5 protein-coding genes and 2 pseudogenes are annotated in these 17,721 nt (G+C 69.1%); 4 read left to right on the top strand and 3 right to left on the bottom strand.

Going from position 1 to position 17,721, the window contains the following annotated elements; genetic code table 11:
- Position 1: 1 nt before the first annotated feature.
- The 4 genes and pseudogenes from DMP17_RS30670 to DMP17_RS30655 all read left to right on the top strand — a co-directional run.
- The gene (locus DMP17_RS30670) at positions 2–763 is read left to right on the top strand and encodes an enoyl-CoA hydratase/isomerase family protein (RefSeq protein WP_226356819.1); all 762 of its coding nucleotides are present in this window, start codon (positions 2–4) and stop codon (positions 761–763) included.
- Between the two features lie 2 nt (positions 764–765).
- A complete protein-coding gene (locus DMP17_RS30665; protein ID WP_337832756.1) occupies positions 766–1,602 on the top strand; it encodes a TIGR03084 family metal-binding protein in 837 nt (278 codons plus the stop codon).
- The gene (locus DMP17_RS30660; protein ID WP_337831348.1) at positions 1,599–3,359 is read left to right on the top strand and encodes an acyclic terpene utilization AtuA family protein; all 1,761 of its coding nucleotides are present in this window, start codon (positions 1,599–1,601) and stop codon (positions 3,357–3,359) included. The genes DMP17_RS30665 and DMP17_RS30660 overlap by 4 nt, the downstream gene beginning before the upstream one ends.
- A gap of 165 nt (positions 3,360–3,524) precedes the next feature.
- Positions 3,525–4,186 (top strand): annotated as a pseudogene (locus DMP17_RS30655) (DDE-type integrase/transposase/recombinase); the annotation flags it as partial.
- 366 nt (positions 4,187–4,552) lie between these two features.
- On the opposite strand, the gene DMP17_RS30650 reads toward DMP17_RS30655, so the two are convergent.
- The 3 genes and pseudogenes from DMP17_RS30650 to DMP17_RS30645 all read right to left on the bottom strand — a co-directional run.
- The gene (locus DMP17_RS30650; RefSeq protein ID WP_337831347.1) at positions 4,553–4,909 is read right to left on the bottom strand and encodes a hypothetical protein; all 357 of its coding nucleotides are present in this window, start codon (positions 4,907–4,909) and stop codon (positions 4,553–4,555) included.
- Positions 4,878–5,147 (bottom strand): thioesterase domain-containing protein, encoded by a 270-nt coding sequence (locus DMP17_RS46525; RefSeq protein ID WP_443217925.1) that lies wholly within the window; start codon positions 5,145–5,147, stop codon positions 4,878–4,880. The genes DMP17_RS30650 and DMP17_RS46525 overlap by 32 nt, the downstream gene beginning before the upstream one ends.
- A 274-nt stretch (positions 5,148–5,421) precedes the next feature.
- A pseudogene (locus DMP17_RS30645) lies at positions 5,422–17,517 on the bottom strand (amino acid adenylation domain-containing protein); the annotation flags it as partial.
- Positions 17,518–17,721: the final 204 nt, after the last annotated feature.

Here is a 17,721-nt window from a genome sequence, read left to right as displayed (position 1 = left end):
CATGAGCGACGTGACCTACGAGGTGACCGAGGGCGTCGCCTGGCTGACGATCGACCGCCCCGAGGCCCGCAACGCCCTCAGCAGGGCCGTCCGCGAGGGCCTGTTCGACGGCGTCCACCGGTTCAACGCCGACGACACGGCGAAGGTCCTGGTGCTGACCGGCTCCGGGGAGAAGGCGTTCTGCGCGGGCGGCGACCTCAAGGAGATGAACGACGTCGCGCTCCGGGTCCCGCCCCCGGACTTCCTGCCCCAGCTCGGCCGCAACATCGACGTCCCCAAGCCGACGATCGCCGCGGTCAACGGCATCGCCTACGGCGGCGGGTTCCTCCTGGCCCAGCAGTGCGACCTGGTGGTGGCCGCCGAGCACGCCCGCTTCGCGGTGTCCGAGGTCCGGATCGGCCGCGGTTCCCCGTGGGCGGCGCCGCTGTCCTGGCTGGTCCCGCCGCGGGTCGCGATGAAGATCCTGCTCACCGGAGACCCGATCGGCGCGGCCGAGGCGCAGGGCCACGGGCTGGTCAACGACGTGGTGCCCGCCGCCGAGCTGCGCGGGCACACCCAGCGGCTCGCCGAGCGGATCGCCGCCAACGCCCCGCTGTCGGTGCTCGCGGCCAAGCGGACCGCGTACCTGTCGGCGAGCCACACCCGCGCCGAGGCCTACGAGCGCGCCGAGGAGATCTGGGAGCCGGTCTACCTCTCGCAGGACGCCCAGGAGGGCCCGCTCTCGTTCCGGGAGAAGCGTGCCCCCGTCTGGCAGGGGGTATGACCATGGTGTCCATGGACGCGGTCCTCGACGACCTGGAGGCCGAGAGCGCGGTCGTCCGCGCGATGGTCGCCGACCTCGACGACGCCGCCATCGGCGGCCCCACCCCGGCCGAGGGCTGGACCGTCCGCGACCAGCTCACCCACCTCGCCTACTTCGACGAGGCGGCCACCCTCGCCGCGACGGACCCGGCGACCTTCCGCACGCGGGCCGACGGGCTGCAGGAGCTCGGGCCCGGCTTCCCCGACCGGATCGCCGCAGACCACGCGGGTCTGCGGGCCGAGGAGGTCCGGGCCTGGTTCGCCGGGGCCCGCGACGCCCTCGTCGGCACCTTCCGCGGCATCGGGCCGAAGACCCGGCTGCCCTGGTACGGGCCGGACATGAGCGCCCTGTCCTCGGTCACCGCCCGGCTGATGGAGACCTGGGCGCACGGCCAGGACGTCGCCGACGCGCTCGGGGTGCTGCGGGAGCCGACGGACCGGCTGCGCCACGTCGCCCATCTGGGGGTGCAGACCTTCGGCTTCACCTTCCGCAACAACGGCCGCGAGGTCCCGGAGGTGCCGGTGCGGGTGGAGCTGGTCGCTCCCTCCGGTGCGCTGTGGACCTGGGGCCCGGAGGACGCCGCGGACCGGGTCACCGGCTCCGCGCTCGGCTTCTGCCTGGTCGCGACCCAGCGCAGGCACCCCGACGACACCGACGTGGCCACGACCGGGCCGGTCGCCGCCGAATGGGTCTCGATCGCCCAGACCTTCGCCAACCCGCCCGGCCCCGGCCGCGCCCCGGGCGCCGTCGCCGCGGCGTTCCCCGCCCCGACCCGTACCCCCGCAGGAGGGCCCGCATGACCCGCGCACCGGTGCGCATCGGCAACTGCTCCGGCTTCTACGGCGACCGCATCACCGCCGCGCGGGAGATGGTCGAGGGCGGGCCGATCGACGTCCTGACCGGGGACTACCTCGCCGAGCTGACCATGCTGATCCTCTACAAGGCGCGGCAGAAGGACCCGACCGGCGGCTACGCGAAGACGTTCCTCACCCAGGTCGAGCACGTGCTCGGCACCTGCCTGGACCGCGGCATCGCGATCGTGTCCAACGCGGGCGGGCTCAACCCCGCGGGCCTGGCCACCGACCTCGCCGCGCTGGCCGGGCGGCTCGGCCTGGCCCCGAGGATCGCCCACGTCCACGGGGACGACCTCGTCCACCGGCTCGACGAGCTCCAGGGCGCCGGACACGCCCTGGCCCACCTCGACACCGGCGCCACCCTGGCCGACGCCGGGGTGACCCCGGTGTCGGCCAACGCCTACCTCGGCGCGTGGGGCATCACCGAGGCGCTGCGCGCCGGGGCGGACGTCGTGGTGACCGGGCGGGTCACCGACGCGTCCGTGGTCGTCGGCCCCGCCGCGTGGTGGCACGGCTGGGAGCGCACCGACTTCGACGCGATCGCCGGCGCCATGGCCGCCGGGCACGTCATCGAGTGCGGCCCGCAGGCCACCGGCGGGAACTACTCCTTCTTCGAGGAGATCACCGACCGCCGCTACCCCGGCTTCCCGATCGCCGAGGTCGCCGCCGACGGCTCCAGCGTGATCACCAAGCACGCGGACACCGGCGGGCTCGTCTCGCCGGGGACGGTGACCGCACAGCTGCTCTACGAGATCGCCGAGCCCGCCTACCCCGGACCGGATGCCGTGGCGCACTTCGACTCGCTGCAGCTGACCCAGGACGGCGAGCACCGGGTGCGCATCTCCGGCACCCGCGGCAGCGCGCCGACCGACCGGCTCAAGGTCGCGCTGAACTACGAGGGCGGCTACCGCAACACCATGACGCTGGTGCTCACCGGCACGAAGATCGAGGAGAAGGCGGCCTGGGCGTCGGAGCAGCTCACCGAGCTGCTCGGCGGCGCGGACCGGTTCGAGGAGCTCGACATCCAGCTGCTGCGCTTCGACCACCCCGACGCGCCCACGAACCCGCAGGCGACCGCCCACCTGCGGGTCACCGTCAAGGACCCGGACCGGCGCAAGGTCGGCCGTGCCTTCTCCAACACGACCATGGAACTCGCCCTCGGCGGCTACCCCGGCTTCCACACCACCACCCCGCCGTCGGCCGAGAGCGCCTTCGGCGTCTACTGGCCCACCCTGGTGCCCGCCTCCGAGGTGGAGCACCTGGTCACGCTGCCCGACGGCACCACGACGACGGTGCCGCACAGCCCGGTCACCGCCGGGAGCCCCGCCCCGGCCGAGCCGGTCGTGCCGGCACCCGTGCCGGGGCCCACCCGGCGGCTGCCGCTGGGCGAGATCGCGGCGGCCCGCTCCGGCGACAAGGGCGGGAACGCGAACATCGGGCTCTGGACCCGCACCGACGACGAGTACGCGTGGCTGCGCGGCCACCTCACCGTCGAGCGCGTCCGCGCGCTGCTGCCGGAGGCCGCCGGGCTGGAGATCCGCCGCTTCGACCTGCCCAACCTGCGGGCGCTGAACCTCGTCGTGGTCGGGATCCTGGGCGACGGCGTCGCCTCCGCCACGCGGCCGGACCCGCAGGCCAAGGGCCTCGGCGAGTACCTGCGCAGCCGCCTCGTCGACATCCCCGTCGCCCTGCTGCCGGGCTGACCCCTGGCGGCGGACCCGCCCGTCCGCCGCGTCCCCTCCGGCGCGGACGGGCACCCGTCCGGGAGAGAGGAACGCATGACCCTGCCGTGGGAGTCGACGTGGGGCACTTCCTCCGGGGAGGGCCCGTGGACTTCGCCGACACGGTCCGACGGACCGTCCCGCAGCCGAGTCACCCGCGAGCCCTTGCGCCGCTACGAACACCCCCCATCCCGGTTCGCTGATCCACGTCGACGTCACCAGGTTCGGCAACAACCCTGACGGAGGCGGGCTCCGCTTCGTCGGCCGTCGGCAAGCGCTCTGAACAAGCAGGCCACTCCCGGGCTGCCCGAAGGGGACCGACCACGAGCCACGCACCGGCAGAGAGTTCGTCCACACCGCCATCGACGACCGCCCCCGCGTCGCCCACGCCGAGATCCACCGCGACGAGAAAGCCGTCACCGCCGTGCCACGCCGGGCCGTGGACTGGTTGAACGCCCGCGGCGTGACCGTCGAGCGGCTCCTGTCCGACAACGGCAGCTGCTACCGGTCGCATGCCTGGCGTGACACCTGCACCGACCGGGCATCATCCACGAACGGACCCGCCCCTACCGACCCCAGACCAACGGCAGGATCGAACGCTTCCGCCACACCTTCGCCGACGGGTGGGCCTACGCCCGCTTCGCCCCTGCGGGACCGCTCGTCGAGACGCCCGGGACTGCCCAGGCTCCCCTCCCCGACTGGCTGCGCCTCCAACATCACCGCCGGCCCACAGCGCAACCGACAGCCTACCGCCGATCAGCCGCCCGACCAACCGGCCTGGACATCCACCGCGGAGGCGATCCGGCTGACCGACGAGGCCCCGCTCTCCGGCGCCGACGTCGTCGTACTCGTGACGCCCTCCGCGACATGGTCGCCCTCGTCGTCCCCCGAGGCAGCGCCTCCGGGCCCGTCCGACGCCGGGCATTCCCAGTACTGAGTGACTACCGCTCAGCGAGGGCCTGCGAGCATGTCCTCGGTGTCGCTGGACAGCCCGGCGTGTCCGTAGTGGATGCGGCGTCACCGCCGTCGACATCGCAGATCACCGGCCCGGAGAGGGCTCACTCGCCACCGACCTGCGCTGCTGCGCGTCAGGCCGGCGGGCCGGAGCGTCCGCCCCGACCTGCCGGATCACTGACGCACACACGATCGCGCCGACAGGCCCCTGCCGGCGTGTTCTATCGCGGCCGGGTGAGATAGGCCGACAGGCGCTTCCCCCACTGCGGCACGCCCCTGTCCCGGTCCATGATCGAGTAGTGGTCCACACCATCCACACGGACCACCTCACAGCTGCGCAGGTGCGGCCCCCACAGCAGATCTCCCGTCCCCTCTCCCGAATCACGCTCGGAGTCCAGGAACTCCCCGGTCGCGACGAGCAGCGCGTCCACCCCGAGCTCACCCGCTGTCGGCGTCGCCATCACCCCGGCACCCCGAAGGGTCGAGATCGCCATGGCGGTCATGACCTCGTCGGCGCCCCGGTCGTCGTCGTCCAGGCCGAGCAGGTCACGCCATCTGTCGCGGGACTGCTCGATCACCCCGCGCCTGGGCGTCCTGGTCCCTATGACTGGGACGGTCACGTCGTACCTGGTCGGCCGGCCCGCTCCTCGCGGCCCACCACCGCGAGAACGTGTCGACGATGGTGAGTGACGAGACCTGCTCTCCGCGCGCCACCAACTCCTGCCCGACGGAGAAGGCGATCCGACCACCGAGCGACCAGCCCAGGAGATCGTAAGGACCCTCCGGTTGGCTCGCCTGAACGGCATCGGCGTACACCGAGGACACGCGTTCGCGGGGTCTCGAGATCGACGTCGAGACCTCCGTGAGCGGGATCCTGCAGCCCGACCAGCCCCATCCCCGTGGGGAGGTGCTCTGCGAGCGCGGAGTAGACGAGCGCGAAACCCTGGATCGGGTGCACCGCGAACAGGTTCCGCGCCTGTGCCGCGGGGGCGATCGGCACCCGGATCGCGGCGAGCAGCCGTTCGTCGTCGGAGTCGGTGGCAGTCGTCGCCACCGGCGCCCGCTGGTCGTCGGAGATGCGGGCCAGCGCGGCCACGGTCCGGGCCGAGAACACGTCCGCGGCGGTGAAGGCCGCACCGACGGCGCGTGCCCGCGACACGAGTTTGATCGACAGGATGCTGTCGCCGCCGAGTTGGAAGAAGTCGTCGTCGACGGAGAACTCGGCACCGCCGTCGAGCCCGAGCACGTCGCGCACGACCCCCATGAGCATGTGCTCCGTCTCGGTCTCCGGCTCCCGCACCGCTGCCGCGCTCTGTCCGAGATCGGGTGCAGGCAGCGCACGGGTGTCGAGCTTGCCGTTGGGCGTGAGCGGAAACGCTCCCACACGGACGTAGGACGTGGGGACCATGTACTCGGGCAACCGCTCCGCGACGAAACCTCGCACCTGGTCCCGCAGGGCGATCTCGTCGGCACCGGCCCCCTCGACGACGGTGAGGTAGGCGACGAGGAACTTGCCGCCCGACGGGTGGTCGGCCGCGACCACGGCCGCACCCGTGACCAGCGGGTGCGCCTCGACCACTGTACGGACCTCGTCGGGTTCGATGCGGTAACCGCGGATCTTCACCTGCTCGTCGATCCGGCCGAGGAAGTCGATGTGGCCCTCGCGGTTCCACCGGACCAGGTCGCCCGTGCGATACATGCGCTCCCCGGGCTCCCACGGGCACGCCACGAACCGCTCGGCGGTCAACGCGGACTGCCTCAGGTAGCCCCGTGCGATCCCGGCTCCCGCGAGATGCAGTTCACCAGCGACACCGGGGAGCGTGGGCTGCAGGTTCTCGTCGAGGACGTAGGCGCGGGTGTTGAAGATCGGGAGGCCGACGCTCGGGGTTGCGCTGTCCGCCAGGTCGGCACCCAGCGCGTTGATCGTGTACTCCGTCGGCCCGTACAGGTTGTACGACTCGACACCGGGAGCGTCGCGCAGCTCCTGCCACAGCCTCTCGGGGACCGCCTCGCCACCCAGCGAGACGAAGACGACCCCCGGCGCGTCGGCCGCGACCGATCGCCCGGCCGGTCGGTCGCGCTCGAGCAGCCCCTCGTCGACGAGGACCTGCCCGTACGACGGCGTCACGTCGAAGCCATCGATCCGTTCGTGGTCGTAGTACGCGAGGAGCCGTTGCGGATCGCGGCGCATCGCCTCGTCGATGACGTACACGGCGTGGCCGTTGAGCAGCCAGAACAACTGCTCCCACGAGGCGTCGAACGAGAACGACGTCGTGTGCGCGATCCGCAGCCTCCGCCCGTCCTGATGTGCGCCCACCTGATCGAAGATCTTCTCCACGTGGTTGAGGTACATGTTCGTCAGACCCCTGTATCCGACGGCCACGCCCTTCGGGCGGCCCGTGGAACCGGACGTGAAGATGACGTAGGCGAGATGGTCCAGCGAGATCTCCCCGCCGCGCTCCTCCGGTGTCACCAGCTCTGCACCGTGCCGCGCGATGTCCTCCCGCACGGCTGGATCGTCGAGATCGATCATCCGGCCTGCGGCCCCACCGAGCCGATGTGCGTCCCGCCCGGTGACGAGCGTGACCGTCGGAGTCGCGATACCGAGCATGTACTCGATGCGCTCGTCGGGCAGCTCCGTGTCGACAGGCACGTAGGCGGCGCCCACGGTGAACACCGCGAACATCGCGATCACCATCCGCTCGTCACGCGGCAACAGCAGCGCCACCGTGTGCTCGGGTCGCACGCCGTGCTCCAGCAAGAGCCTGGCGTAACGGTTGACCTCGGCGGAGAACTCGACGAACGTGTAGCTCCGCGGCCCGGCGACCAGCGCGGTCTCACCCGGCGACCGGCGCACCTGCTCGTCCAGGAGGTCGGCCACGGTGACCTGCGCGATCTCCCGGTCGTCGGCGGCGCACAGTCCGGTACGCGGGTCGGCCTCCGCAGGCAACAGCGCGGACAGCTCGCCCACGTGACGGTCGAGCCCGGCGACGAGAGAGTCGAGCACGTGGATGTAGCGCTCGAGCACCCGTCCGGCCGTCGCGTCGTCGAAGGCGTCCCGACGGTACGACAGCCGCACATGGACCCGCGACGAGCCGTCCTGCTCCCACGGGTTCACCGCGAAGGTGACCGGGTAGTGCGTCGCGTCGTCCACCGACAGGTCGAGCAGCTGCACGCCCGCCCCGTCCTTCGCGGGCGCGGCGCGACCGAAAGGATGGTTCTGCACGACGAACAGCGTGTCGAAGAGGTTGGCCATGCCGGCCGCGCGCTGGATGGAGGTGAGCGACACTTCAGGATGGTCGATGACCAGCAGTTGCTCGAGTTGCACGCGCTTCAGCAGGTCGCCAGCGGTCTCGAACGGGGACACCCGCACCCGCATCGGAACCGTGTTGAACAGCAGCCCGATGATCCGATCGGCGTCGGCGAGGTCGGCGGGACGGCCCGAGACGGTGTTGCCGAACACCACGTCGGTCGCGCCGGCGAGCCGCCCGAGGGTGATCCCCCAGGCCGTCTGGACGACGGTGCCCACCGTGACGCCGGTACTGCGGGCGGCGCGGAAGACCGCCTCCGCCACGTCGCCGTCGAGATCGTGGTGCAGCTCCCCTGTCTCGCCCCGACGCGTGCCGAGGTCACCCCCCTCAGGCCACAGGATCACCGGGCCGGCGAGATCGGCGAGGTACTCACTCCAGGCGCGGGTGGCCGCGTCCGGATCGCGGGTGTCGAGCCAGTCGAGGTACGCGCGGAACGAGGACGGTGCGATCCGGTCGTCGTACGTCGGATCGGCGTAGATCTCGATGATCTCGGCGAGGAAGGCGTTCAGCGACCAGCCGTCCAGCAGGATGTGCTCGAACGTCGTGACCAGGGTCCAGGCGTCCCTGGCGTGCTCGATGAGCGTGAACCGGATGAGCGGAGCCGTCTCGAAGTCGAACCGGCGCCGGCGGTCCTCGGCGAGGAACTCGGTCAGGCCCCGGCCGAGCGCGGACCATTCCTCGAACGGCACGACGCTGAACGGGACGTCGACCCGGGCGGGGATCACCTGCACCTCGCCCGACGGGACGAACGCGGCGCGGAGGTTGGGGTAGCGCCCGACCGCCGTGTCGACCGCCCGGATCATGCGTTCGACGTCGACGGCTCCGGTCAGCTCGCTACTCGCCTGTGAGAGGTACGAGTTGTCGTCACCGGATTCCAGCGCGCGGACCATGTGGTAGAAGATTCCGCGCTGCAGGGTCGACAGGGGCAGGATCTCCGCGTCGTCGCCGTAGCGCTCACGGATCCGCGACTCCTCCTCCCGTGACAGCGGGAGCCGGTCGGCGCGGACCAGCGTCAGCGGGTTCTGCTCGGCGACGAGGTCGGGCAGCACCTGCGAGGCGGACAGTGCTGTCGTGAGGCGGTCGGCGAGCGCCTGCGGGTCGACCCCGACCCCGGATGCGGTCTCGACCTCGACCCGCAGGGTCCGGAGACCCGCGGACGAGATCGCGCCGACCAGGACACGGATCTCCACGTCGACCCCGCTGGTCCCGCCCTCCGGCGCGACACGGCAGGCCTCACTCGCGAACAACCCGATGCGCACACTCGGTCGGGGAAGCTCGTCGAAGTACCGGCTCAGTTCCGGGTCACGCGACAGTGCCGAGAACTCTGCCGCCTGCGCCCCGGTCAGACCGAGCACCTCGCTCGGCTCCGCGCCGCCGGGAGCGGTCGCCGGCGACGCGAGCAGCAGCCCCGGGTCGACGAAGACGGGGTGGTCGCGGGTCATCGTCGTGCTCCGGGACCCGCGTACCTCCGCCAGCAGTCCGTCGCCCGTGATGCTCCCGGGGAGCTCCGCGGCCACGGTGAGCAGCACCGCGGCCAGGGCCGCGTCGGGGTCGGCCGCCGGTCGGGTCGTGTCGCGCGCGACGGTGGCGGAGCCCGCCCCGAACGCCGCCGGGGTGTCGCCCACGACGAGGTCGCTCTCGGGTGCGTCGACGAACCCGTCCACCCAGTCGTCCCACCGGGGGTCGTCGAGGAGACGGGCGATCTCGTCGGACGTCCGGGACGCACCGGCGGGCTGCCGGTTTCCGATCTCCATCGCGGTCGGCGACGCGAACGCGGCGAACAGCTGCGTCACGAGGTCGCACACGTGATCGAGCGCAGCCGGGTTGTCGGTGGCGGCGACGAGTTCGCCACGTCCGTCGTCGAGGACACGCAGGCCCAGGTCGGGCATCCCCGACGTCATCGCCACCTGCTCTACGGCCGCACGCCACCGGGGTGCGTCGCCGATCTCGAAGTCGGTCAGGGGAATCCCGAACATCGGCAGCGCCCCGCCGACGGAGGCGGGCGGCTCACCGACGCCGTCCTGCACCGTCGCGACCAGCTGTGCCAGATGGACGGTGGGCAGCTGCGGGTACCTCGTTCCCAGGGTCAGGAACAGGTGGACCTTCCGCAGGATCCGCTCACTCGTCGCTTCGTCGAACAGTTCCCTCGTGGCGTTGAGGTTCAGGATCAGTCCGCCGTCGCTGCGCGCGAGAGACCACACGAGGTCCGAGATCGCCGGCTGCGACCTGTTCCGGTTGTCGCCCATCGCAGGGCTGCTGAGCGAGAAGGGGGCCTCCTGATCGACCGTCGAGTCCTGCTGGTCGACGTAGGCCGCCATGACCTGGAAGAGCGGTCCGACCCCGGGGGTCCGTGGCGGATCGACCACCTCGACCACGCTCTCGAACGGCACGGACTTGTGTTCCTCGGCGCCGAGTGTGCGCTCACGGACGTTCTGCAGGAGTGCGCCGAATCCCTCGGCGGGCTCGACGTCGGCCCGGATGACGACGGTGTTCACGAGGTACCCGACCGCATCGTCCAGCTCGGGTAGATCGCGCAGGCTCACCGGGCTTCCCACCGGGACGGTGGTGCCGCTCCCCTCCGTCCACAGCGCGAGCGCGAGCGCCCCGATCAGCGCCTGCAGCGGCGTCGCACGGCGTTCGACGAGCAGTTCGTCCAGCGCTGCGCTCTCGTCGCTGCGCAGACGGTGGGCGTGCCGGCGCACCGTACGGGAGGAACTGTCCGAGCGCGGGTGATCGACCGGCAGTTCGATCTGCGACGGCGCGCCATCGAGGGTCCGACGCCAGTGGTCGAGGTCGCTCCGGAAGGTCGACCGCGGGTCATCCCGGTCCCCGAGAAGCGCTCGGTGCCATACGGTGAAGTCCGCGTACTGCACCGGCGGGTCGCCGAGCACCGGGCGCACCCCGTCGGCCTCGTCGAGGTACAGGGCGTTGAGGTCGCGCAGGAGGGGGCCGACCGACTGCTGGTCGATCACGATGTGGTGCGCGGTAGCGGCGAGAACGTCCTCCTCCCGGCCCCGGACCAGCTGGAAGCGCAGTCCGAACTCCGATGTCAGGTCGAACGGCCGGGAGATGCAGCGGATCACGGCCTCGCCGACGTCTCCCGCACCCACGTCCTCGACCCTCACGAACGGTGCGTCGTCGCCCGGCACGGCGTGGACCCGTTGTGTGAGCACACCGGCTTCCTCGTCGAAGACGAAGGTCGTGCGCAGGATCTCGTGTCGTTCGACGAGGCGACGGACCGCCCGCTCGAGTGCGTCGTCGTCGATGCGCCGTTGAGCGCGCAGCACGACGGGGAATCGGAACATCGGCCGGTTCGCGACCTGCTCCGTGATCCAGAGTGCCTGTTGGCCGTACGACGCCGGAACCACATCCGGACGCGGCACATCACCGACCCGCAACGCCGGCTCCACCCCCTCGGGCGCCTCAGCGAGAACCCGAGCCAGACCACCGACAGTCGGATGATCGAAAACATCCCGCAACGTGAGCGCCGACCCCAGATCAGCATTCACACGAGCAACCACCCGAGTCGCGAGCAACGAATGCCCACCCAGATTGAAGAAATCATCATCCACCGACAACGGCGCATCCACAGCACGATGCAGAACATCACGGAAAACATCCGCAAGAGCCCGCTCGACAACACTCTCAGGCGCCCGACCGCCACCCGCCCCATCCCCGAAATCAGGCTCGGGAAGCGCCTTACGATCGAGCTTCCCACTCACCGTCACCGGAAACACGTCAAGCCGCGCGAACGCACCCGGAACCATGTACTCCGGCAACCGCTCAGCCACATGACGACGCAGCCCGTCGAACAACACCGAATCATCGACACCCTCGACCACGCCGTCGACCACGACGACATACGCCGCAAGGAACGTCCCACCCGCAGGATGCTCCCGAACCACCACAGCCGCACCCGACACCGACTCATGACGTTCCAACACAGACCGGATCTCGTCCAACTCGATCCGGAACCCGCGCACCTTCACCTGGTCATCGGAACGACCCAGGTACTCCAACTCACCCCGCCGGTTCCACCGAACCACATCCCCCGTCCGATACAACCGGCCACCGACACCCGCAAAAGGATCGGCAACGAACCGGGAAGCAGTCAGACCCGCCCGCCCCGCATACCCGTCAGCAAGCTGAACCCCACCCAGATACAACTCACCCGCCACACCCACCGGAACCGGACGCAACCACCCATCCAGAACCCGCACGAACGAATTAGCGATCGGAACACCGATCGGAGTCGACTCCGCACCGTCGACCAACTCCGAAACATCGTAACTAGTAATCTCGACCGCAGCCTCGGTAGGACCGTACAGATTGAACAACTGCGCCCCACCGAACACCTCCCGCGCCCGCACAGCAGCCCCCACCGGAAGCGCCTCACCAGTGAACGACACGATACGAACCGACGGGAACCGACCAGGACCGACACCCGAATCCAGGAACACCTGCAACATCGACGGAACAAAATGCACACTGGTGATCTCACGATCCCGCAGCACCCGCGCAACATACTCCGGATCACCATGCAACTTGTCGACCGCGACAACAATCGTCGCACCCACGACCAACGGCAGGAAGAACTCCGGAACCGAAACATCGAACGTCGCCGGAGTCTTCAACAACACCCGATCCGCCGACGAATACCCCAACGCGTCACGCCCCCACAACAGCCGGTTCACCACCGCCCCGTGCGACAACACAACACCCTTGGGACGACCCGTCGTCCCCGACGTGAAAATCACATACGCAGAATCAGCCGACGTCACCGGACGAGACAGCACCGGGCGCGCCGACCGCCCCGCAACCACACACCCCCGGACAGACTCCTCATCCACCACCACGACAACCGCACCAGCCCCACCGAAAACATCCCGATGAACACCAGCAACATCCCCATCAACAACAACAACGCCCGCAGCAGAATCCTCCACAATCGCCGCGACACGCTCACCCGGATACTCCGGATCCACCGGAACATACGCCGCACCCGCACGCAACACCGCACACAACGCCACAACCAGATCAACACCACGCGGCAACACCACCGCCACCCGGTCCCCCACCGACACACCACGATCCACCAGCAACTGCGCCAACGCATTCACCCGCGAATCAAAAACCCCATACGACAACTCACCCCCATCCACATCATCAACAACAGCAACCGCCCCCGGAGACCGCACCACCTGCTCACACAACAACGAATCAACCGTCACATCCCCCACCACAACCCCAGCACCCACCGACCACACACCGATGTCGCTGACGTCCGGTCCCGACAGCAGGTCCATGTCGATGATGCGGGCAGTCGGATCGGCGGCGATCGCCGCCAGCGCGCGCCTGAACACGATGAGGAAGCGTTCGATCGTGGCTCGATCGAAGAGCTCGGTCGCGTACCCCACGAACCCGGCGAGCTGGTCGGTGCCGTCGAAGACGTACAGATCGAGATCGGACTTGACCGCCCCGATGGACGCCGGACGCCGGTGTGCCGTCGCCCCGGGAAAGTCCACGACGCGTTGCCTGCCGGCGATCGTCCGGTGGGTGAGCATGATCTGGAACAGCGGGTTCCGGTTCGCCGATCGTTCGGCACCGACCGCGGCTGCGATCCGCTCGAAGGGCGCCGCCTGGTGGGCGAACCCCTCCAGCACGGCGTCGCGAGCACGGTCGAGAGCATCACCGACGGTGTCTCCCGGCCGGAACCGATGACGGATCGGGAGGGTGTTGACGAAGTACCCGACGAGATCCTCGAGCCCGTCCTCGGTGCGCCCACCGACCGGAGACCCGATCACGACGTCGTCGCCGCTCCCGAGGAGCGAGGCGGACAGTGCCACGGCCGTCTGCACGATCATGAACATGGACACGTCACGGGCCTCGGCGACCCGCCGCAGCCCGAGCACGGTGTCCTCGCTGATCGTGAACGCGATGTCGTCGCCGTGATGGGTGGGGCTGACCGGACGCGGCCGATCGGCCACGATCGTCGACTCGTCCGGAATCCCCGTCAGGCTGTTCCTCCAGTAGTCCAGATGCCGGGCGAGTTCGGCGCCGGGATTGTCCGGGTCTCCGAGAACGTGGCGCTCCCAGAGCGCGTAGTCCGCGTACTGCACGCGCATCGGCGCCCAGTCCGGGGCTTCGTCGGCCAGTCTGGCCCGATAGGCGGCCGAAAGGTCCCTCAACAGCACCGGCTGCGACCATTCGTCGATCGCGTGGTGATGGACGACCAGCACCAGGGTCCACTGCGTGTCCGCGACTCGCAGGAGCCGGGCGCGGAACGGGACATCGACCGCCAGGTCGAATCCCGACCGGACCACCTGCCCGACGCGCGCCTCGACGGCCTCCTCCCCCGCCTCGCTGAGATCCTCGAGCGCGAAGATCTGTCGGGTGTCGATGTGCTCGGCCGGCACCGCCACCTGGTGGACCATGCCGTTCTCCGCGATCAGCCGCGTTCGAAGGGTCTCGTGCCGATCGACCACATCGCGGACCGCGGCCGCCAGTGCATCACCGTCGACGTCACCGACGAGTCGCATCACCGTCGGCACGACGTACTGGTTGCCCGGGCCTCCGAGAGCATCGATCACCCAGAGTGCCTGTTGGCCGTACGACGCCGGAACCACATCCGGACGCGGCACATCACCGACCCGCAACGCCGGCTCCACCCCCTCGGGCGCCTCAGCGAGAACCCGAGCCAGACCACCGACAGTCGGATGATCGAAAACATCCCGCAACGTGAGCGCCGACCCCAGATCAGCATTCACACGAGCAACCACCCGAGTCGCGAGCAACGAATGCCCACCCAGATTGAAGAAATCATCATCCACCGACAACGGCGCATCCACAGCACGATGCAGAACATCACGGAAAACATCCGCAAGAGCCCGCTCGACAACACTCTCAGGCGCCCGACCGCCACCCGCCCCATCCCCGAAATCAGGCTCGGGAAGCGCCTTACGATCGAGCTTCCCACTCACCGTCACCGGAAACACGTCAAGCCGCGCGAACGCACCCGGAACCATGTACTCCGGCAACCGCTCAGCCACATGACGACGCAGCCCGTCGAACAACACCGAATCATCGACACCCTCGACCACGCCGTCGACCACGACGACATACGCCGCAAGGAACGTCCCACCCGCAGGATGCTCCCGAACCACCACAGCCGCACCCGACACCGACTCATGACGTTCCAACACAGACCGGATCTCGTCCAACTCGATCCGGAACCCGCGCACCTTCACCTGGTCATCGGAACGACCCAGGTACTCCAACTCACCCCGCCGGTTCCACCGAACCACATCCCCCGTCCGATACAACCGGCCACCGACACCCGCAAAAGGATCGGCAACGAACCGGGAAGCAGTCAGACCCGCCCGCCCCGCATACCCGTCAGCAAGCTGAACCCCACCCAGATACAACTCACCCGCCACACCCACCGGAACCGGACGCAACCACCCATCCAGAACCCGCACGAACGAATTAGCGATCGGAACACCGATCGGAGTCGACTCCGCACCGTCGACCAACTCCGAAACATCGTAACTAGTAATCTCGACCGCAGCCTCGGTAGGACCGTACAGATTGAACAACTGCGCCCCACCGAACACCTCCCGCGCCCGCACAGCAGCCCCCACCGGAAGCGCCTCACCAGTGAACGACACGATACGAACCGACGGGAACCGACCAGGACCGACACCCGAATCCAGGAACACCTGCAACATCGACGGAACAAAATGCACACTGGTGATCTCACGATCCCGCAGCACCCGCGCAACATACTCCGGATCACCATGCAACTTGTCGACCGCGACAACAATCGTCGCACCCACGACCAACGGCAGGAAGAACTCCGGAACCGAAACATCGAACGTCGCCGGAGTCTTCAACAACACCCGATCCGCCGACGAATACCCCAACGCGTCACGCCCCCACAACAGCCGGTTCACCACCGCCCCGTGCGACAACACAACACCCTTGGGACGACCCGTCGTCCCCGACGTGAAAATCACATACGCAGAATCAGCCGACGTCACCGGACGAGACAGCACCGGGCGCGCCGACCGCCCCGCAACCACACACCCCCGGACAGACTCCTCATCCACCACCACGACAACCGCACCAGCCCCACCGAAAACATCCCGATGAACACCAGCAACATCCCCATCAACAACAACAACGCCCGCAGCAGAATCCTCCACAATCGCCGCGACACGCTCACCCGGATACTCCGGATCCACCGGAACATACGCCGCACCCGCACGCAACACCGCACACAACGCCACAACCAGATCAACACCACGCGGCAACACCACCGCCACCCGGTCCCCCACCGACACACCACGATCCACCAGCAACTGCGCCAACGCATTCACCCGCGAATCAAAAACCCCATACGACAACTCACCCCCATCCACATCATCAACAACAGCAACCGCCCCCGGAGACCGCACCACCTGCTCACACAACAACGAATCAACCGTCACATCCCCCACCACAACCCCAGCACCCACCGACCACACACCGATGTCCGTCGACGGGTCGTACGGGAGCGCCCTGGCAGCCAACCGGCTGACGGCCACGGCATCGGGGCCGTCGGTCACCGTGTCGAGGAAGGACGCGAAGGCGACGGCGTGGCGGTGGGACTCCTCCGTGGAGACGAGCGGGGAACGGCCGGACAGGTCCAGCCGGAGCCCCCGTGCCGGGGTGCCGTGGACGGACAGGTCGAGTAGACCCGTCGGTCCTGGATTGATCGATTCCGAACGAGCCTCCTGTCCCCCGAAGTCCAGGGAGGCCTGGAAGAGCTTGATGTTGATCGTGGGCAGGGAGAGGTAGGACGACTCATGACCTGTCCACAACCTGGCCAGCTCGTGATCCTCGATGGCGGAGTGCCGGCGCATCTCACGTGCCTGCGAGGCGACTGCCGTGATGATGTCGGAGAAGGAGTCGTCCGGGCGCATGGTGACGACGACCGGCAGAGCCCGTGCGATCGCACACGGAGTGGTGCGGATCTCCCGTGAGCCGTCACGCAGCATGAGCGGCACTCGCACGGCGAGGTGGTCGCGGCCCTGCACCAGTGCCGTGTACAACCCCCATGCCGTGATCAGGACATCGGTCCACGCGACCTGGAGCTTCTGCGCCAGGGCCTCCAGCCGGCCACCGATGTCGGCGGGTAACACCAGCTGATCAGGGTCGTAGGAGTACGCGAACAGGGCCGCGAGCGGCATCTCGTCCGTGGTCGTCGCATCGACCTCCACACCGAGCACCTCACGCCAGTGGTCGATGTCCCGCGCCACCTGCTCCGGCGTCGTCGGGGTCATCACGTCGGCGAGGCGACCGAATCGTCGTGGCGGCACGGCGGCCTCGTCGACCATCGCGGAGTAGACCTCGGCGACGCGTCGGGTGACGAGCAAGTAGCCGTACCCGTCGAGCAGGAGGTTGTTCGTCATGAAGCACCAGGCCCAGCCGCCGGCCTCCCGCCTGAACAGCATCGACACGGTGGAGTCCTCGACCGCACCCGTCCGGCCGTGCACGGCACGCTCCCGTGCTTCGGCGCGGATCTCACCGTCGCTCCGGGCCTCGTCGAACAGTTCCGTGTCGAGCGAGACCTCATCGCACACCACCTGCGACGGCTCTCCGGTCTCGTCCGAGAACCGCACGCGCAACGCTTCGGTCTCCGAGAAGGTGTGGGCGACCGCCGCGGCGAACACCTCGGTGTCGACAGCCCCGTCGAACCACATCAACCGTCCGACGTGGAAGGCCCTCGCTCCGGGGAAGAGCAGCTGTGCCGCCCAGATCCCCCGCTGACTGCGGGACAGGGGGATCGAGTCGCACACAGTCGCCACCTCGGTGGAACGGGCCTTCGGCGCCATTGGCAGCCTCCGCATCTCAGTCGGCCGAAAAGTTAGGCTAGACTACACTTACTTGGAGAGGGCCTCATCGATCAAGCAGGAGGGCTCACACCTCCGACGACCGGCGTTCGCACGGGCTCCGGACCACCACCCCGACCGTCGAGGCGGCGCTGCCATCGGCTCCGTCCGCTCACCCACGACCGACTGACTCCCGCCCGCGACGAG

The sequence above is a fragment of the Pseudonocardia sp. TMWB2A genome (assembly GCF_017312135.1).
This window is presented reverse-complemented; position numbering and strand designations above follow the sequence as displayed.